This is a genomic window from Streptomyces sp. NPDC053426, assembly GCF_055585405.1.
The window spans coordinates 38,510-57,471 of the sequence record NZ_JBVJKE010000026.1 but is presented as its reverse complement, the minus strand read 5'-3'; the positions used below and the strand labels follow the sequence as shown (position 1 = coordinate 57,471).

Annotated in this window: 16 protein-coding genes; 7 read left to right on the top strand and 9 right to left on the bottom strand. The window is 70.7% G+C overall.

Annotated elements, in window-relative coordinates; genetic code table 11:
* Window positions 1-531 precede the first annotated feature (531 nt).
* Entirely contained in the window at window positions 532-3,276 is a 2,745-nt protein-coding gene (locus tag ACZ62B_RS35450) for an alpha/beta hydrolase (RefSeq protein WP_469693568.1), read from the bottom strand.
* 83 nt (window positions 3,277-3,359) lie between these two features.
* Window positions 3,360-3,860: a hypothetical protein gene (locus ACZ62B_RS35445; protein WP_469693566.1), complete on the bottom strand. Its 501-nt coding sequence runs from the start codon at window positions 3,858-3,860 to the stop codon at window positions 3,360-3,362.
* 300 nt (window positions 3,861-4,160) lie between these two features.
* Between ACZ62B_RS35445 and ACZ62B_RS35440 the strand changes: the two genes are divergently transcribed.
* Together ACZ62B_RS35440 and ACZ62B_RS35435 are read left to right on the top strand one after the other, a co-directional pair.
* A complete protein-coding gene (locus ACZ62B_RS35440) occupies window positions 4,161-4,745 on the top strand; it encodes a YdeI/OmpD-associated family protein (protein WP_344566471.1) in 585 nt (194 codons plus the stop codon).
* 521 nt (window positions 4,746-5,266) lie between these two features.
* Window positions 5,267-5,959: a DUF488 family protein, N3 subclade gene (locus ACZ62B_RS35435; RefSeq protein ID WP_469693564.1), complete on the top strand. Its 693-nt coding sequence runs from the start codon at window positions 5,267-5,269 to the stop codon at window positions 5,957-5,959.
* Here the strand turns inward: ACZ62B_RS35435 and ACZ62B_RS35430 are convergent.
* Window positions 5,956-6,729 (bottom strand): hypothetical protein, encoded by a 774-nt coding sequence (locus ACZ62B_RS35430; protein WP_344566463.1) that lies wholly within the window; start codon window positions 6,727-6,729, stop codon window positions 5,956-5,958. The two genes, ACZ62B_RS35435 and ACZ62B_RS35430, sit on opposite strands and share 4 nt — an antisense overlap.
* A 475-nt stretch (window positions 6,730-7,204) precedes the next feature.
* On the opposite strand from ACZ62B_RS35430, the gene ACZ62B_RS35425 reads away from it, so the two are divergent.
* On the top strand, window positions 7,205-7,390 hold the full coding sequence (locus ACZ62B_RS35425; protein WP_468722465.1) for a hypothetical protein: 186 nt from the start codon (window positions 7,205-7,207) through the stop codon (window positions 7,388-7,390).
* A 381-nt stretch (window positions 7,391-7,771) separates the two neighbouring features.
* Here ACZ62B_RS35425 and ACZ62B_RS35420 read toward each other — a convergent pair whose 3' ends face one another.
* The 5 genes from ACZ62B_RS35420 to ACZ62B_RS35400 form a co-directional block, all read right to left on the bottom strand.
* On the bottom strand, window positions 7,772-8,341 hold the full coding sequence (locus tag ACZ62B_RS35420; RefSeq protein ID WP_468722372.1) for a hypothetical protein: 570 nt from the start codon (window positions 8,339-8,341) through the stop codon (window positions 7,772-7,774).
* A gap of 788 nt (window positions 8,342-9,129) precedes the next feature.
* The gene (locus ACZ62B_RS35415; RefSeq protein WP_469693561.1) at window positions 9,130-10,071 is read right to left on the bottom strand and encodes a DUF2071 domain-containing protein; all 942 of its coding nucleotides are present in this window, start codon (window positions 10,069-10,071) and stop codon (window positions 9,130-9,132) included.
* 504 nt (window positions 10,072-10,575) lie between these two features.
* Window positions 10,576-12,183, bottom strand: coding sequence for an alpha/beta hydrolase (locus ACZ62B_RS35410; RefSeq protein ID WP_469693559.1), 1,608 nt, complete (start codon window positions 12,181-12,183; stop codon window positions 10,576-10,578).
* 485 nt (window positions 12,184-12,668) lie between these two features.
* Window positions 12,669-12,947 carry a response regulator gene (locus ACZ62B_RS35405; RefSeq protein ID WP_469693558.1) on the bottom strand — a complete coding sequence of 93 codons (279 nt, stop codon included), beginning with the start codon at window positions 12,945-12,947 and terminating at the stop codon, window positions 12,669-12,671.
* A 631-nt stretch (window positions 12,948-13,578) separates the two neighbouring features.
* On the bottom strand, window positions 13,579-13,854 hold the full coding sequence (locus ACZ62B_RS35400) for a hypothetical protein (RefSeq protein WP_469693556.1): 276 nt from the start codon (window positions 13,852-13,854) through the stop codon (window positions 13,579-13,581).
* 291 nt (window positions 13,855-14,145) lie between these two features.
* Between ACZ62B_RS35400 and ACZ62B_RS35395 the strand changes: the two genes are divergently transcribed.
* From ACZ62B_RS35395 to ACZ62B_RS35385, 3 genes are read left to right on the top strand one after another with little or no spacing between them, the layout of a single operon-like run.
* Complete coding sequence (locus ACZ62B_RS35395; protein WP_469693554.1) at window positions 14,146-15,024, top strand: lysostaphin resistance A-like protein; 879 nt, start codon at window positions 14,146-14,148, stop codon at window positions 15,022-15,024.
* A 28-nt stretch (window positions 15,025-15,052) separates the two neighbouring features.
* A complete protein-coding gene (locus tag ACZ62B_RS35390; RefSeq protein ID WP_344566450.1) occupies window positions 15,053-16,270 on the top strand; it encodes a sensor histidine kinase in 1,218 nt (405 codons plus the stop codon).
* 4 nt (window positions 16,271-16,274) lie between these two features.
* A complete protein-coding gene (locus tag ACZ62B_RS35385; RefSeq protein ID WP_469693552.1) occupies window positions 16,275-16,967 on the top strand; it encodes a response regulator in 693 nt (230 codons plus the stop codon).
* Here the strand turns inward: ACZ62B_RS35385 and ACZ62B_RS35380 are convergent.
* Window positions 16,864-17,904 carry an IS3 family transposase gene (locus tag ACZ62B_RS35380; protein ID WP_469693550.1) on the bottom strand — a complete coding sequence of 347 codons (1,041 nt, stop codon included), beginning with the start codon at window positions 17,902-17,904 and terminating at the stop codon, window positions 16,864-16,866. The genes ACZ62B_RS35385 and ACZ62B_RS35380 overlap by 104 nt on opposite strands.
* A gap of 270 nt (window positions 17,905-18,174) precedes the next feature.
* Here ACZ62B_RS35380 and ACZ62B_RS35375 point away from each other — a divergent pair, with 270 nt between their 5' ends.
* Window positions 18,175-18,810: a YwqG family protein gene (locus ACZ62B_RS35375; RefSeq protein WP_469693548.1), complete on the top strand. Its 636-nt coding sequence runs from the start codon at window positions 18,175-18,177 to the stop codon at window positions 18,808-18,810.
* The last annotated feature ends 152 nt before the right edge of the window (window positions 18,811-18,962 follow it).

Sequence of the window (18,962 nt, the reverse complement as noted above, 5' to 3'; positions counted from 1 at the left end):
TGAGCGGGGCGTCACGCTGGGACGTGCTGATGAGGACACGAATCTCCCAGTTGTGCCCGGCGTGACCCATCGGGTACGTCCCCTGCGAGGAAGACGATGCCACCGAGACGCCGGCGCACAGTGCTGGTGCACCGCACGTGCTCGCCGAGCCGACAGGCCTTTGTGAGCCTGTCAGGCTCCCTGCGGTGCCTGCCCGCCCCGGTCCGCAGGATTACGGTCCTGCCTCAGCTGTTCCTGGGAGCGACGCGGACAGTGGCCACAGGCGCCGGAGGGTCCTGCCGAAGGCGTTGGACGTGTCGGTGGGTGTCCCGCCGGCGGTCGTTCGGGTGAACCGATCGACATGGGGCCACCACCCGCTACCGGCCCGCACGTACGGCATCCCCGGCCGACTCACGCTCCACGGCAGCAGGCTGCGCCGGGGGCCGGACGGGACGGCCGGGGTCCGCTTGACCTTTTGACCTTGTGAAGCGCGGGGCCCGGACAGGCCGGACCCCGCGCAAGAGGGAGCTCATGATCCCTCGTGCATCGTGCTTACGGCGTGTCGAGCACCGTCCCCGTCAGCACCGGTTTGTCGGGCAGCGGCTCGGCGTTGTCGTCGGTCAGTACGAGGCGCATCGACTCGGTCGGCTCGGCGACCTGGTCCCGCACGATCGGCACGACGAAGTCCACTCCGGTGCTCCCGGGCGGGATGTTCAGCCACACCCACAGGCTCGCGTCGGACAGTGGCCGCTCGGGGTCGGGCACGTCTCCGGACCAGTCCATGAGCCACTGCGGGTCCACGTCCTTGGTGGACAGCTCGGCGCCCTCGGCGACCGGAAGCACCCGCACCGGCTGCCAGATGTTCACCGCCGTGGGCGCGTCCACGGACAACCGCCAGGTCAGCGTCTCTCCCTCGGTCACCCGGTCCGCGACCGGCGACAGGGTGATCACCGGCTCGGGGTCGTCGTCCTCGACGGTGAGCCCGCCCCGGTGCTTGCCGACGACGGCATTGTGGACGGCCTTGACGGCGATGTCGTGCTCTACGTCATAGCCGTAGACCGCGTCGCCCTTCACCTCGACCGGCACGTCGATCGCGTCGCTGCCGGGCCGTACGGTCACGAGGCGGCTCTCGGTCCGGCCGCTGTCCGGGTCGAGGACGTACACGCGGACCTGCCCGCTGCCGTGCCCGGAGATCTCGACCGGGACCCGGTAGGTGCGGGTGCCCGAGTCGCCCTCCTTGACGATCGTGCGGCCCACGTCGACACGCGGCAGTGCGGCCGCCTTCACCGCCGAAGTGCCGGGCGCCCAGCCCCAGGCGTCCATCAGCCAGGCCCGCCCTGACTGCGAACGGGGCGTCAATTCAAGGGACTTGATGTGCCTGAGATCGAGCCCGGCCCGGGACGCGGCCGACAGCGGGACGCGCAGCTCCTGAGCCCAGTAGGAGGCGGTGCTCGCGGAGCCCGGGAGCCCGTCCACCCGGACCGAGCCCAGTGTCACCCGACGGTTGGAGGAGTCGGTGACGGACACGTCGAACTTCGTGCCGGTCGTGTTCGGCGGTACGAAGACCCGGAGTGCGAGCTTCTGGGAGCCGCGGAGGGAGAGCGGCTCGGCCGGAGTGATGCGCGCGGCCGTGCCCGGCGCGGACCACTTCAGGTCCACCGCGCTGCGGCCGGTCTCCTGTTCCGTCTCCCACCACGCGAAGTGCGGTGACGATCCGGGGGTCTCCGGGTCCAGACAGGCCACGGCCGGGTCGGGGTCGATCGCCGAGCACAGCCGGGCTCCGGTCACCTTCGCCCCGCCGTCCGGCAGGAAACCACCGCTGCGACGGCCGCCGACCGCGTGGGTCAGCACCCGGGCCGGGTCCGCGGACGGGGCCCGCTTGCCGGAACCGTCGAGCAGCGGACGCACCCGATCGTCCCCGGCGAGGAAGAGCCGGGCCGCGGCGGCGATGTACGTGGCGCCCGCCTTGTGCTGCTGGGCGGCGGTCAGCCGGGTCGCGGCACCCGGCGTGCACACCGGGTCCGGCCGCTCGGGGTCGGTCCCGAAGTCGTCCCCGGCCGGTGCGACGGCCTCACCCGGGGTCCACTCGCTGTTGAAGTAGTTGTGGTTGGCGCCGACCATGTAGACCGCGCTGTGCAGGGCCGTGCCCCGGCTGATCCCGCGCGTCCCGTCGACGAAGTTCTCGCCCTGGAGGTCCGACACGTCGCCGTCGCAGCCCGGCAGCAGCGTCACGGACGGCACGTCGGCGACCGGGTTCTGACCGAAGATCGTCGGTCCGATGAGCACGGTCCCGCGCACCTTCCAGCGCACCGGGCCCCGGTAGCCGTCCTCGGCGGCCGGCGGCGGGTAGAGGCTGTCCATGGCGGCCCGGTTGACGCCCTCGCCACCGCGTGAGTGGCCGACCAGCAGGACACGGGAGAGGTCCGCTTCCGCCGCCTCGCGTACGACGGCCGGGGCGGAGGAGCGATGGGCGGTCCAGTCGGCCCAGCGGGCGAGGTGCTGCCGTACCAGCGAGGAACGCGCCTGTGCGCCGGCGTCCTCGGCCTCCCAGTCCTGGGCGTTGATGCCGTTCGCCGAGATCGACACCGTCACATAGCCCTGGGAGGCCAGCAGTCGCTGGTCGCGCAGGTAACCCAGGTGGCTCGGGATCGGCTTGTAGCCGTCCGCGCAGGGCCAGTCACCGGTCACGTCGTCCTCGGAGCCCGGCTTGTAACAGGTGCTGTGGCGGCCGTGCAGGAACAGCGCGAGCGGCCGGCTGCCGGTGACACCCTTCGGTGCCACCACCTCGGCGGTCATCTCCACCGGGGTGTCGAACCCGGGCAGGCGCACCGGGTCGAGGTCGTACTCCCCGGTGACCGTGCGGTACGAGCCGGGTTCGCCCGGATCAACGTCGTTCGCCGGCGCCTGCGCGGGCATCCGCGCCATGCGCGATCCGGACCTGCGAGTGTCGTCGGCCGCCGCGTCCAGTCGGCGCCCCGCAGCCGTCACTCGAAGGTCCGTCAGCTGTTCGGGCCGCATCCCACCGAGGGCGAGCCGGAAGGTCCTCCCGTCCCTCGCCGGCTTCGGCGCCCCGAGCAGCCGGTCCCCGGTACGGAACTCGACCCGCGCATCCCCCATGGGCACGGCCTTCGGCGTACGCCAGACCAGCTCGCGCGCCCCGTCCTCCCCGTCGATCCGCCACCCCGGCGGAAGCGGATCGTCGTCCGTCGTGCTCAGCGGACTCGATCTGTACGGCTGTTCGGCCTGTGCCAATCCGGGCGAGCCCGCCAGGGCCGCCAGCACCGCCACGGCGGTCACACATATTCGCCGGGCACGAATCAATGGTCCTCTCCTCAAATCCCTGTGCGCAGACGTCCCGTCGGTCTCGGGCGCCCCTCGCGTCACCTAGGACGGGGGAGGGGCGTCTGTGGGTTGTCCGTGAGGAGACGCCGGCAGCGGGCGAGCGATGCGATCAAGCCAGCGCCGTCATGGAGGCATACGTCCACGGCGTCTTCCCCCGCTTCGTCGACGACCTCGTCAAAGTCCTCGGGGGCGGCGTACCGAAAAGGTCTGTCACGAAGCCGGACGTCGACGGTGATCACCCCATGACGATCAGAAAGGGCTGTGCCGTCTAGGCGCCCCGCTCCCCCTCCACCGCTCGCGCGCCGCCGACCGACGCTCACCGCAGCGTCCGATGGCCGTGACCGCCCACCCAGGAGAGCCCACCCGTGCGGAAGACCGCCCTCGCTCCCTACGCCGACCTCCCCCGAGCGCACCACGACCGCCACGTCCTGACCAGTACCGTCGACGTCTTCGGCACCGCCCACTGGCTGCTTGGCGAACGTGCTCCGCAGCCCGGCGGCGATGTCCGGCCCTTCGACGCCCTGGTCGTCTCCGTCCATCCGGGCGGCAGCGTCGAACTCACCGAGCTGAGCGCCGTGCGAGCCCGCTGGCCGTATTCGGACCGCCTGCCCGACGGCGGGAGGGCTATGAGTTCAGTGGTTCAGGGGGCTGACGGCGTGACCGGCAACCCCCACCGTGTCCGACTCGGAAATCGACATGGTCCGCACGTACCCGGCCGATGCCCGTCGAGACGCCTCGGTTTCACCGGCATTGGCCTGTGTCACCAACGTTATGTCCCGCAACAGCAGTGCTGTGACCGGGAAGGTCCACCAGGGCGTGGCCGGGCTAGCCTTGCCCGCATGGCGGAGTTCAACGGGGTGGAGGTCGTCGCGTTCGAGGACGCGGCGGCTTTTGAGGACTGGCTGGCCGAACATCACACCCGCCGTGAGGGTGTGTGGGTCAAGGTGGCGAAGAAGGCGTCGGGGATCGCGTCGGTCACGGGGGACGAACTGGTCGACGTGGGGCTGTGCTGGGGCTGGATCTCCGGGCAGCGCCGGGGTCTGGACGACCGGTACTACCTGCAGAAGTACGGGCCACGGCGGCCGCGGAGCCTGTGGTCGCGGGTGAACGTCGAGAAGGTCGCGGCGCTGGCGGCGGCGGGCCGGATGCGAGAGCCCGGCCTCGCTGAAGTCCGGCGGGCCCAGGAGGACGGCCGCTGGGACCGCGCGTACGCGCCACAAGCGACCGCTGTGGTCCCGGACGACCTCGCCGCGGCGCTTGCCGCGGACCCGGCGGCGCGTGCGGCGTTCGACGCGCTCGACCGGACCACCCGCTACCTCGTGATGCTCCCGCTGCTCCAGGCCACGACGCCAAAGACCCGGCGAACGCGGTTGGAGCGGGCGGTACGGGACCTGGCGGAGAGGCGGCAGGCGGGCGAAGGGTGACCCGTCCCGGTGGAACTCCCAGACCGCCGGTGCCACCGCCTGAAGCAACCATCGGGTCGCGTCCTCGTCGGGTGGAGAGCAGTCGTCCGCTGGGGTGGCCGACCGGTCTCAGCAGGCGGTGGGCCGCGCCGTGGCCGCATTCCGGTCCCGGCGGCGCGACGGCATGTGCGTACCGCTGGTGCTGGCGTCGCCGCGCTCGCGACGGGAGCCCAGGGCCGCCACGCCGAGGCCCTCGCCACCTACGACGCGGCGCTTCCGGTCTCCGGCAGGCTCTTCGGAGCCGAACACCCGTCGGTAACCCGTCCCAGTGACAACTACCGTGCTTCGGCACAGCTGACACGATGCCTGTCGACTGCGTCCCTGTGTGGAGAGCTCCACTGTGCGGCTGGATCGTCCTCGTCCGAACGAGTGGAGGCCGGCATCCGGCCGGAAGTGAGCGGAATCGGACGGTGGCGCCCTCGTTGCAGTCAGCGAACACCCGGTGCGCCCATCTATTTCAAGGGGCCCTAGGATCGGTGGCCATGGCGGGACGATCCATGACGGACGCGCTGCAGCGAGCGCAGGGCAAGCGGCTGGCCATGCACCTGCGTCGCCTCAGGTCGCAGCGAGGCTGGAGCCGTGCGCAGCTGGCGGACCTTGCGGGAATCTCCCCCCGGACGCTGGAGCGCATCGAGGCGGAGGCCACGTCCAATCCGGGATTGTTCACCGTGGCGGCCCTGGCCGACGCTTTCGGTGTGTCGGTCGACGGCCTGGTACGCGAAGCCCGGGGCACCATCGGAGCCGGGATCGTGTCGGCCGGGTACGAGGGGCGGAGCATCGAGCAGTTCGTGGAGCAGCTGCTGGCCCGCGACGTGGGGACGGTGGCCGATGTGCGGCTCACGCCGCTGAGCCGCAAGCCGGGCTTCAGCAAGACCAGGCTGACCGGCGCCCTGGCGGAGGTCGGGATCGGCTACCGGCATTTGCGGGCGCTGGGCAACCCCAAGGAGAACCGTCCGCCGTTCTGGGAGGGACGGGCCGCGGAGGGACGAGCCGTCTTCCGGAGCCTGCTCGAGCAGGACCCCGCGCCACAGGCTCTGGACGAGCTTTTCGCCCTGGCGGCGAAGGAGACGGTGGCCGTGCTGTGCTTCGAGCAGGACGAGGACCGCTGCCACCGCAAGGTCATCTGTGACATGGCCCGGGCCGATCGCGGCCTGCCCGTGGCCGCACTGGGCTAAAAAAGCTGGAAGCGGTCCATCACCCCGCGCGGTGGGTAGAACGCCCCCAACAGCATGAACTGGCGCGGCCGTTTATGCAGGTTGCCGACGAAGAAGTGCAGGTCCCGCCGCGGGCCGGCGATCTCGGTGAACCAGCGCTGCCGGATCTTGTCCTCCAGCACCCCCGGCGCGTACAGGCGCCGCCACTTCAGATACGCCGCACCCGCCTCCCAGTCCAGCAGCCCGATCTCATGCCCCTTGCAGCGCCCGTCATCACAACGGAAGCGGTAGACGAACCGATACGGCAGCGCCTCCAGCGCCTTGCGCTCCTGGTCGAAGATGTTCATCTGTGAGGCCATCATGTCCTGCCATGCCGAGCGGTCATCGGCCTTGACCAGCCGAAAGCTCTTGATCTCGCCTGGCCGGAATACTCCCAGTGATGTGCCGTTCGCCTCCTGTTCCCGTTTGATCTGGCACAGCGAGTCCGCGACCAGCGGGCGTATCCACTCGGCCCGCCGTTCCCATGACTTGTCGCTGGGCACATGGCCGACGACCTCCAGCGAGTCCAGCACCGGCCGCCGGCTCTCGGGCCGGTCGTCCCGGGAGTGGCCGGTGACGTCGACCTCGACGATGTCGTACTTGTGGAACCGCTTGGACTGCTCCATGTCCCGAAACGGGACCGGGAACAGCCGCACATGCTCCGGCCGCTCGGCGTCCATCCGGACCCCGGCGACGCAGACCGTCTCGTTGTACTGCCGCGACAGCGTCGGGTACGCCTTCACCGTCACCATGACCCGAATGCGCTCAGCCCCCACAGCTCCCCCTCCCCGCGCCCCGGCACCAGGATCAGTCCCGGCACGGCCACAGCGAAAGAGCGCATGCACAAGGCTGCCGAGCTTCGCCCACCGGTGACCGGCCGTCCCAGGCAGGGACGGACAGCACCACCAAGACGCCGGCACCGCGGCACGACAAGATCCCCGGGCCCGGAGTCCCGGGCGCCGGTTTTTCCCGTACCGTCCCGGAGCGCCCCACTGCGGCGATACCGTGGGGACACCCGCCAGAGGACAGCCCAGGAGCCCCGGATGAGTCGGCGGCCGGCCCCCGGCGACCGCACCCGCCCGATCACCGCGCTCTTCGACGGCGCCTGGACGACCGAGGCCGCCGCCCCCGCCGTCCCGGTCTGACACCCGCCTCCAGCGGGGCGTGACCTGGGCCCGTATGCTGCGCCAGTCCGCGAACCGCCCGCTGAAGGGAAACCGCCCCACCGTGTTCCAGCAGACCCCTGTCTACGACCGCCTCGTGGCCGAACGCGGCGACATCCCCGTCCAGGTCCGCGGGGAAGCCGACCGGATCCACCGCGACCTCGCCCAGGTCCTGCGCCAGGCGCCCTCCTCCCGGCCGAGCGCGCCGCAGAACGTCTTCGAGCCGAAGGCCCCTCCCGCCGCCCGGTAAGGACTCAGACTCCGTCCAGGGCACCGGCCGCGCCGTGACCTGGGCAGGACGTCCGTCGTTGTCCGGGTGGTGCCGCCCCTTCCCTGTCGCGCTGTGACGGTGCCCGGCCGAGTGCCGCGTCAGCCCACGACCGACGCGGACAGGCGGGTCCCGGACGCGCCGCGTCACTCACAGCGTTCCGCCGTGCGGCCCCGACCGCTGCATCACTTCCAAGACCGTCCTCGACGGTCTCACCGGTGCCGTGTCCGAGGAAGCGGTCGAGCGGCGGCGCCTGCCACGGCGGACCGAGGAGGGCCTGGAGCCGGCCATGCTGTGGCTGCCCGAGGACGGCATGCCGATGTCGGCCTCGGGCAGTGGAGCCTCACTGCTGGTCGAGCCCTCTCACGGGATGAGTGGAGTCATGGAGCGGGCGTGTTCCCACATGCCGTGGAGCTGTTCCATGGGCCGCTGCTGTTCGCCGTGGAGGGCGTTGAGGACGACGAGGCATCCGGTGAGGGCCGGCACCGCCCACTGTGCGCAGGCGAGCTGGCGCCGTGCCTTCTCCATGTCGATGGGGTGCCGGTCCGCCTTCTGGTTGTCCTCGGGATCGGAGGAGGAGGCCAGTTCGACCTTTTTGCCGAGGACGCGGGCGTAGGCGGTGGCGGCCAGGGCCGCCGCCGTGACGACGGTCTTGGCCGTGGTGGAGGCGCCCACACCGCGCTGGGTTCTGACCCGGTGGGCGTTCACGGCGAGCAGGCCGCCACCGCCGAACAGGTGCGCGCCGATGGCGGCGGCGTTGACCGGTACCCACTTCGCCCAGCCCACCGAAGCGATCCGGGCCCTGGCGGCGACCGTGGGGCCCTCATGCTCCGCCGCCCCGTTCAGTCCGACCGCGCCCATCAGGGAGCCGCCGAACCAGGCGGCCAATCCCACGTCGTGCAGGCTGCGGATGAGGGTGTTGCGTCCGGACACGATCGTGCTCCTCCAGGCAGGTGGGCGGCAGGGCCCGACGACGAGGTGTTGTGCGCTTCTCCACCCTCGCCGGGCCGCGCCGCCACCGCCATCACAGCTGACCCAGATGATTTCCCCTGGCAGGCAGCGACGATCCGTGAGGCCCGTTGTCTGGAGCAACCGGCAACGGGGTCTTTCCCTGGTGGTTCCGGGTGATACCTCTGATGGTCCGCCGCGGCGAGCGCGGGCGCCCGGTGGTGCTGCCGGATCCGACTCGTGCCTTCCGCACCGGTGACCAGTACCACCGGCCGCCCGGAGCCGTGGACCGCGTGCGCCGTCGCGCCGCTCACCGGGCCATCCTCCGCAGCGTGGTCTCCGTCCACACCGGGCGGCCGGTGTCCTGGCCCTCGGGACTGCCGCTTCTCGCTCGGTTTCCACCGCTTCCACCTCGTCGGGAAACGGGCACGAGCGGCGCACCGGCTCGCGGACAGGGGACGCCTCGGCAGTTTCGCCGTAACGCGAGCAGTGTCAGCCGATGACCGCGGTGGCCTCCATCCCAACCAGGATGCCGGGCCCGATGAAGGCGACGACGTTCGCCGTCGGTCCCGCCGCCGAAAGAGGCTCGGCCGGGGACTGAGGTTCCGCAAAAAAGGGGATTCAGGCTCGGGCAGTGGCCCGCGTAGGGGTTCCCCGGCTGCCGAGCCGGAAAGGTGGATCTCGAGCGTGGCGCCTCGGGAAGTGACGTGCCGGTCACCAACACACTCGACTCCTTGGACGTGGGGGGCGTACCCTCCGTGCTTCATTCCGTTTCAGATCGGATCGCGCTCTTCGCTCTCGAATCGAAATTTCACGCGCGATATCAGGAAAGCGAACGGTTCGGCGTTTCCGATGATGGCACTGGCCGCTGCGGAAAAAACCGGCCCGGAAAGAGCTGTACAGGAATCGAGAGGAATGCCCAGAGAGATCTCCTGCCGGGTCACCCGTCCATGCCACGGTTGAACCGAGAGCGCACGGTCCTGAGGAACGCAGTAGGCGAGCATCTGGCCGTAGTCGGGAAAAGCGCAGTGCCAGGGCCCGTCCGTGGGCCACTCAGGCAGCGGAACGAGGTGGGCTTCAGCGTCCGGCGCGGTACCGCGCCCCGGAGCCAGGAGAAGATCGACCCGACCGTCCTTCGCGACGAGCAGCGAAGCCCGTTCGAGAACGTGCATGGGCAGTGCCTCGGCAACCATCCGGGCGCCGAGGGCGTGCAACGTGCGATCGACAGCGGTACTGAGGAAGTAGACGCCCAGTGAATCCGTGCGACGGTGGCGCACGTAGATCCGCCAGTTGCTCTGCAGCGGGGAGGGCAGAAACCGCCGCCATCGGCCAAGCAGCGCCGGCCCCAGATGCCCGTGGCGGTAACTCAGGAAGGTCAGCATCGCCTGGTTGTCCCCCTCGCCGATACGCTGCAGTTCCAGGCCGGGCGGGACCAGGGGCGCGATGCGGTGGGCGTCGACCACGTAGTTGACGTAGACGACGTCGGTCACGTCGCTGACGAAGACCATTGATGGGATGCGTTCACACACCCACCGCAGCAGTCGACTGCCGGCCACCCAGTTCAGCGGTGCGGCGAGCCGGCCTCGCGGATGAATCCACGGCGCGTACCGTCCGTACCTGGTCTGCCGGCGAGTGCGACGCAATGAACGCTCAGCGGCCCAAGTAGCCGAGCCGACCAACAGGACAAGGCCGAGCACGGCGGGGAGCATGAGCATGAAAGCAGTATGGCAACCGCGGTGGACCTGGCTTCGGCCGCCAGGGACGTCGCATGCGGCCTCCCCCTCGTGTTCGGCCACGTCCGAGATCCCGAGCCCGGACCCGACAGAAGCCGTCTGCCGTGAGCAATTCGGCACCGGGGCCCTTCCTGTCGGTGACGACGTCGGTCGGCTGGGCCTCCCGCCGCTTGCCGGTCTCCTTGGAGCCGACGGTTTCCGACTTTCGGTACCCGGGTGGTCCGGGCCATCAGCCGGGTGACCGGGGCGCCGTCCTGACCGTGGACGACACCGGCTTCCTGACCGAGCCTGAGCTCCTCCCTGACGGGGGCTTGGAGCCCCCGCTGCGGCAGGATGACGAGTGGACGTGCTCCTCGGGGCTGTTCCGAATATCGATGCAGCGGTTCTCGGCCATCGCCGTGATGGCTGAGGCGGCTTCCAACGGCCCCGTCGAGGCGAATCCAACCGGACAGCGGGCCGGACGGGGAAGCACCGCGTTCCGGTGGGTTACTTCTGGGTGACGTCGGTGCAGTAGACGTCCTTGTCCGGCAGGTGACCGGTGGTCAGGAAGCCGACGGTGGCCTTGTCGGCGCAGGCGGAGCCTTCGCCGTGGACGTAGTGCCCGCCGTTGTCGACGCCGACGAAGGCAGAGCCGTCGCCGAGGGACTTGTGCAGTCCGACGCCGCCTTCCCACGGGGTGGCGTTGTCCCGGCGGTTCTGCAGGATCAGGGTGTTGCGCGGGCCGCCCTTCACGATCTTGACAGTCGCCTCAGCCGGCTTGTCCCAGTAGGCGCATGCCCAGATGTTGGCGGGCATGCCCGCGGTGAGCGGCCACTTCTCGCGGTTGGCGGTGGTGCGGACGGCGTAGCCGTCGACGTCGTGCGGCCATTCGACGTCGCCGCAGGTGAGAGCCATGAACATGGTGGCCTGGTTGTCCGCGGGGATGCCCGGGGCCGTCGGCGTGTCGGCGAACACCTCCTTGAGAACCGCGGTGTCGGCGGCCGTGGTGCTGCCATGGGTCAGGTTGTCGGCGGCCTTCCAGAACCTGGCGAGCACGGGAAGGGTGTTGTTGTGCTGAAGCAGGGCGTAGGTCATGTTCCGCAGCAGTGCCCCGTCCAGCGACACCGATGCGCCGGGAATCGCCGCGGGCGTGCGGTCGAGCCGGTCGGCGAGGGTGAGGTAGGCGCGGGTCACCTGCGCGACGTTCGTGCCCAGCTTGAGGGTGTCGGCCTGCGCCGCGGCGACGCGGGCGGCATCGGGGAACCGGTCGGCCATGCCCTTGCCCCAGGTGTCCGCCACCTGGTTGGCCCATACCTTGGTGGGGTCGACGTTGCCTTCCAGGATCATCCGGTCGGTGTGGTTCTGGAAGAGGGAGCGGTAGACGGCGCCGAGGTAGGTGCCGTAGGACTGGCCCCAGTAGGAGATCTTCTTCTCACCGAGCGCCTGGCGGATGCGGTCCATGTCGCGGGCGGTGTTGGCGGTGTTGTAGTACCGCAGGTTCTTGCCCACCGTGTCGGCGCACTGCTCGGCGTCGGCTTTGGCGAGGGCCACGTTCTTGGTGATCGAGCCGTCCGCGGCAGGATAGGGGAAGAGCCCGGACACGCTGGGGTCCTGCAGACCACAACTCTGCGGGGCGCTGTGTTCGACGCCGCGCGGGTCGAAACCGATCAGGTCGTAGCGGTCCAGCACGGACTTCGGCAGTGTGGACGCCATGGTTTCGGGCATGCCGAGACCGCCCAGGGCCGGCCCGCCGGGGTTCAGCAGCAGAACGCCATGTCGCTTCCCGGGCCGTGCGGTGGACAGCCGGGAGACCGCCACGTCGATCTTCATGCCGTCCGGGTTCCGGTAGTCGAGTGGCACCTCCAACGTTCCACAGGCTAGGTGGGGGTCACGGGTTCGTCCCTCGGCCAGGGGCGGGCACTTGCCCCAGGTGATCTTGGCATCGCCCGCGGTCTCGCCTCCGCTCTTGCCGGAGGCCTTGGGCGGTTGCGAGCCCTTGGCGACGGCATCGCACGCGACCAGTGCGCTTCCTGCCAGCGCGGAAACCAGCAGAGCTGCGGCGATTCGGCGGCCTCGGGGGAAACCGTGCTGCGTGGAACTGCGTGCCGTGGTCATGGTGTTGTCCTTAACTGCTGGGCTGGTCGGCCTTGTCCGGCCGTTGTGTTGACGATTCGAGTCAACAAGGGATCACCGACGGCGCGCGTCGCCCCAGAGAGGACGAAACAGGTAGCTCGCTCGGGGGATCCTGGGCCGACCCTGAGAACGGTACGGCCGCCGTGGGGCGTTATCGGACGGGCTGTGGGCGGAACGGCCGCTGCTGCCGGCTTGCCGCGCCGCACGGCGTCACAGGGCCGTCCGGCTCGGTTGCCGTTCCCCGGCCAACCTCGTCCGACAGGTCCTCGCTGATGAGGAGGAGGACCTCGTGCTCGCGGGGTGAGACCTTGAGGCGCTCGCGCTCGCGCTCGGGGGACGCGGGGCGGCGGAGGGGCGTACGCGTTCGGCGAAGCGGCCGATCAGGGGCCGGAGGGCGGCGGCCAGGAGGGACTCGCCGCGGGCGACGACGCGTACCGCGTTGATCAGTTCGTACGGTGGGGCGTCCTTCAGCGGAAAGCCGCTGGTGCCAGCGCGCAGGGCCTCGTACACGACTCGTTGACGTTGAAGGTCGTCACGACGAGGATCCTGGCGGGGACGGCGGAGCCGGGCCCCGTCAGACGGCGGGTGGCCTCGATTCCGACGAGCAGGGGCATGCGGATGTCCGTGACGACGACGTCCGGCTTCCGCTCCCGCGCGCTCCGGACCGTCTCCCGGCCGCCCACGGCCTCGCCCACGACCTCCATGTCGGGCTGGGCGGAGAGGAGCGTGACGAAGTCGGCACGCACGAGAGCCCGGTCCTCGCACACCAGCACCCTGAACGCAGGGGCGGAATACTCATGCGGCCCGGCGGGACGCGTGCGTGCACGCGGAACCCGCCCTGCGGGAAGGGCCCCGCCGCGAACCCGCCCCCAGCATCTCCACCCGTTCCCGCAGCTCGATCGGCCGGCCGCCCGTTCAAGACCGCCCGGCCAGATCAAGTCCTGAGCTCGCGCAGCCCGACGGCGGGCCCGGCCTCCACCCGGGCCGGGCCCGCCGGCCCCGTCCGGCTGTCGATGACGGCTGGAAAGCTGACCGGATGAACGGCGACGAGCAGCTGCTGAACGGCCGCGTCTACGCCGCGGAGCACGACGACCCCAACCCCGGCCCGCTCCCGCACCGGACCTACGCCGAACTGGTCGGCGGGCCGCTGGACATCCACGGGTGGCGGACCGAGAAAGTCGACGACGGCGTCGCCCTGACCACCGAGCTCTCTATGGCCCGGCGGCCGCGCACAGCCGGCTCCGGAGGACAGCCACGGCCAGGAGCCGTCCAAGCCCCGCCGTGCCCTGCTTCGTCGCCGTGGCTGACCACACACCGTGACACCACACCTCCCACCGGACACGAGGCAGAGGCGACATCGACGAACAGCGGCCCGGGTCAGGCCGGGGGCGGCCTGCTGCCGCAGGTCCGGGTAGCAGCGCAGCCGGGCTCCCGGCCGTCCCGGCCGTGGGCCATGACGAGAGTGCCGACGACGAGTTCGGCGCGGAGGCGGTCGGTCATGGCGTAGCCGACGACCTCGTGGGTGGCCAGGTCCAGTCGACAGACGAAGTGGAGCCGGCCCTCTGCGGTGGGCAGACAGGTGATGTCGCAGACCAGCTTGGTCCCGAGGAGCTCGGCATGGAGGTCGCGGCCGATCAGGTTCGGGGCGGGCATCGTCGTCGTACAGGCCGGGTCAGCGGACACCGCCTGCGCCGGGTGACGCCGCGGTAGCCGCGCTCACGCATCGTGCGGGCGCCGCAGCAGCCGTAGTTCCCGGCCCTCTTACGGCGTCCAGTCCCGTTCGTGCTTCGGCCGCGTCCCGTGGCGGAACGGGCGCGGGCGGGTGGTGCATCCCCCGTGAGAGCTACAGGAGCTGTCCATGCACGGGTGATTCGCGGACGTCTGCGGATTCCTAGCGTGGTCGTCAGGTCGCCGCAGGGGCGACCCGCTACTGGGGAGGCCACCATGGGCACGACGTCCGCCGTACGACACAGCGCAGGCTCCGGCCCGGGCGAGGACCGCGACGGGGGCGGCGGCCGCTTCGGTCGGATCGTGCGGTCTCCGCTCGGCTGGATGCTGGCGGGAATGGTCGGCGTCGGCCTGGTCTCGGGGCTGACGGCGACCGGACCCGGCCCCGTGCCGGTGCTGGGCGCGGTCGCCGCGGTGGCCGTGTACTGGTATGTCATGCGCCGTGTGGCACGACGCTCCACGCCGGAGATCGTCCGGTCCGGGGCCGGCCGGGAGGTGCTGCTGGGCGGCGGGATCGGCCTGGGCTTCATTCTTGTCTCCGCCCTCCTGATCACGGCGTTCGGAGGCTATTCGTTCACCTGGGCGGGCGACGGCTTCATGTCGGTCGTCTGGACCGCGGTCGTGGTGCAGATCGGCGCTGCGGTCACCGAGGAGTTGCTGTTCCGCGGTCTTGCCCTGCAGGCTCTTGAGCAGCTGTGGGGCAGCCGGGCCGCCATCGCGATCACCTCGCTGTTCTTCGGTGTCGCCCACCTTGGCGCCCAGGGCGCGAACGCGTGGAGCGGACTGGCGATCGCTCTGGAGGCGGGCGTCCTGCTCGGAGTCGCGTTCTTGTGGCGGCGTAACATCTGGTTCGTCGTGGGGCTGCACTTCGCCTGGAACACCACGGAGCAGCTGCTCGGCATCCCGGTATCCGGACACGCCCCCGAGGGCCTGTTCACCGTCGACGTCCACGGCTCCGACCTTCTGACCGGCGGCGGTTTCGGCCTGGAGGCATCGATCATGCCCGTCCTCATGGGGGTGGCCATCGCCGTTCCGATGCTCGTCCGCGCCCACCGGAACGGTGGCATCAAGACCCGCCGACGCGCGGGCCGCTGAGACAGGCCGGCTGGAGGAAACCGAAGTGATGTCCCGTCAGGCGCCCTGGAGCATTCCGCTGTTCCGGGCGTCGCTCGACCGGTGGCAGGAGCGGGATGCTCTCCTCAAGGACGGCGTCCTCGCCCTGACGCTCACCTTGCTGGCCTTCGTGCCGCCCCTGTCCCGGATCGGTGCGCAGATCGGCGATCTGCCCGAGCGGCCGGCGAACGTGCTGAGCGTCGGGCTGGCCCTGGCCCAGACCGTGCCGCTGGCGGTCCGTCGCAGGTGGCCCGCGGCCTGTCTGGCCGTCATCGCGGGCGCGTTCGCCGTGCACCAGGCGCTGGGCTTCGCGACGACGTTCGCGAGCATGGGACTGTATCTGGCCCTGTACTCCGCCGGGGCCCACCAGGTCCGCTTCCGCCACGGCCTGGTCGTCGTGGCGAGTGCGGGTTACGCCGTGCTGGCCGTCGTCCTGCACCGTCTCGGCTCACCGAATTCGCTGCCGGACTACCTCGCGTTCTCTCTGGCTCTGGCCGCGGCCTGGCTGGTGGGAAGCACGGTGCGCAAGCGGCGGACGGAAGAGGCGAAGCGGCGGCGGCTGGCCGCCGAGGTAGCCACGGCCGCCGAGCGGGCGCGGATCGCCCGCGAGCTGCATGACGTGGTCACCCACCACGTGACGGCCATGGTGGTCCAAGCCGACGCGGCGCAGTTCCTGCTCACGTCCGCGCCGGAACGCGCCGGCGAGGGACTGACGGCCGTGAGCGACACCGGCCGTCGGGCGCTGACGGAACTGCGGTACCTGCTCGGTGTCCTGGAGGCGACCGGCGAGGCGGCGTCCGCGGACCCGGCGGGTGCGGGCCGGGCACCAGCCCTCGGGCGGGTGGGGGACCTGGTCGAGCAGGCCCGCAGGTCGGGTCAGCCGGTCGAGTTCGGCGAGCGGGGTGAGCGGCGGCCGCAGAGCGTGGACGTGGAGCTGGCCGCGTACCGGGTGGTGCAGGAGGCGCTCACCAACGCCTTGAAGTACGCGGCCGGGAAGCCGACACGGGTCCTGCTCCGGCACGGTGACGAGCACATCGAGATCGTGGTGACCACCGACGGACCCGCCGCCGCACCGGTCGCGCGGAAGCCGGGGCCCGCGGGCGGACGGGGGCTGGCCGGGCTGCGCGCACGGGTGCGGATGCTCGATGGTGAACTGGAGGCCGGTCCCCGGCCCGGAGGCGGGTTCGAGGTCCGTGCCACGATTCCGTCCAAGCCCCTTCAGGAGTGACCTCGTGAGCGATACGCCACCACCGACCCGTGTGCTCGTCTGCGACGACCAGGCGCTGGTGCGGACCGGCTACGTCACCATCTTCTCCGCGCAGTCCGACATGCAGGTCGTCGGGGAGGCCGAGAACGGCCACGAGGCGGTCCGGACCGCGCGGCGGCTGCGCCCCGACGTGGTCGTGATGGACATCCGGATGCCCCTGCTCGACGGCATCCAGGCGACACGACAACTGGCCGGTCCCGATACCGAAGACGCGCCGAAGATACTGGTCGTCACCACGTTCAACGTCGACGCCTACGTCTACGACGCGTTGCGCGCCGGAGCGAGCGGGTTCCTCCTCAAGGACGCGCCTCCGGCGGAGCTGGTCAACGGTGTCCGGACCGTCGCCCGGGGCGAGGCCCTGCTGGCACCCGCCGTCACCCGCCACCTCATCGGCCACTTCGCCCAGCATCTGCGACCGGCCGACACCTCCCGGCCGGCCAGGCAGGACGTCGTGCGTGCGTTGACCCCCCGCGAGCTGGAAGTGCTCCAACTGATCGCCGAGGGGCTGTCGAACGCGGAGATCGCCGCGGCGATGTTCATCACGCCCGAGACCGTCAAGACCTACGTGTCGCGCATCCTGGCGAAACTCGGCCTGCGTGACCGCGTCCAGGCCGTCGTCCTCGCCTACCGGGTCGGACTGGTGCCCGGCACACCGTGACCGGCATGCGCGTGTGCCCCGTGCAGCGCCGCCTGCCATCGGCTTCAGACGCCATATGCATGATTCGCCGGACAGTTGTCCAGTGCCCTGGGTTTGGTGGAGCCGAGCCCAGAAGGACTCCATCACCGCGTTGTCCACGCAGCCCCCACCAAAGCACCCAACGACCACCTACTGTCTCTCCAAGGAACCGATGCTGCGACGACCGGTTGAGTCCAAGCCGCACTCCGTGATCGGAGTGGATGATGGTGCCGCCGGGCTGGGGATGGTGGTTGCCGACGGCCATGCTCAGTGCATTGGTGGTCAATGCGGCGGTCGGAGACGCGTCGATGGACCAGCTCACCACCCGGCGGGCGAAGGCGTCCAGGACCACAGCGCGGTACACCTTGCCCTCCGTCGTGGGATGTTCGGTGATGTCGGTGCCCCACAGCCGGTCCCGGGCGTGACGGGTGAAGTCGCGTTCCACCAGGTCGGCGACCGACGGTGTCTGCGGTCTGGGCCGCCGACGGGCTCGGTCGCCCGGCAGGCCGTGCAGGCCGGCCCGCTGCATCAGCAGTTCCACGGTGCCGCGGTGCACGTGGATGCCCAGCCCCAGGGCGAGCTCGGCGTGCACCCGGCGGGAGCCGTAGGTGCCGCGTGAGGCGGTGCGGATGCCGATGATGGCCTCGGTCAGCCAGGCGTGCCGGACCGTGCGGGCCGAGGGCGAGCGGTCCTTCCAGGCGTGGTAGCCGGACTCCGCGACGTGCAGTGCGCGGCTGGCCGGCTGGACCGGCAGGCCCTCGTCAGCCAGCACGCGGATGGCTTCGTACCGCCTTTTGGGCGGGTCGCCTCGCCGAGGAGTTCCGCGGCCCGGCGGCGGAACTCGGGCGGACAGCTGCGGGGGGCATGGTGGCCTCCGGATGCTGCTGGATCGGTCGATTCTCCAGCAACCCGACTCCATCAGACCCGGGGCAGACCGGACTCCACGAAACCCGGGGCGGCTCAGAGCGATTGTGCTCCTCCTTACCGGCCGTGCCTACGGCGATGCGGGATCACGGCACCCGTGCCCGGACAGCAGCCCTCGGCACTCGTGAGCGTCCTGAGAGGGCATGTCAGCACCGTGTCGTACGGTCACGTCGTGATGTCGCGACCTACGGGGCAAGCTGTGGGCCCTTACGATGCTGCCTTTTTGCCACGGCTACAGATGATCTTCCGGGAGCCCGAGGGGCCGGTGACGCAGCCTGTGACCAAGTTCGGCGGGCAGCCGGTATGGCTCGAGGAGCCGGCGTGGCCGGTGGAGCCGCGGACAGGAGAGCCGCTGATGTTCGTGGGCCAGTTCCGGGTGCCGGGGGAGGAAGCACGTCTGGCCTACCTGTTCCTGGACGTGGAGGAGGGCGGCCTGGATCCGAACCGCGGGGATGCGGTCGTGCTCGTCCAGCCTGGTGGAAGGGTCCCTTCCTTCGCGGTGATCGGGCCGCCGCACACCCAGGGGCCCTCACTGTGGCGCTGGAACGAGGACGTGGAGAAGATCCCCGTCGAGTGGCTCGTCGACCTGGCTCCCGTGCCGCCGGAACTGGACGCGGAGGCGGATGATCACGCCGCATGGTCGCGGTACATGCGTCATGAGGGCCCGGAAGCGGACCTGCCGTCCGGGCCGGGCCCTCGAGACTTTCTGGGCGGCGCCCCGGTACTGCCCAACAACTCGGTCAGGGACCTCGATGACGGTTCCTGGCGGTTCCTCTGCCAGTTCACCGATCGGGGCGAGTGCCCGGGCGACCCGTTCTTCATCAACTTCGGTTACGGCAGCGGCTTCGTCTTCCTCAGTCCCGACCACCTCGAGGGCCGGTTCATGTCCGACTGCGGCTGACCCGGCACGGTGCCGGTGGGCCGGCCAAGGGGTATGCCGCATGTCAGGTCGAGGCTGTCGGCCTGGACGGTGCAGGCTGACCCCGCCCGCGTCCGCCGGGGCTTTCGGCACATCCGCCTGCCCGGCCCAGGCACCGAAACCCTCCCGGCCCG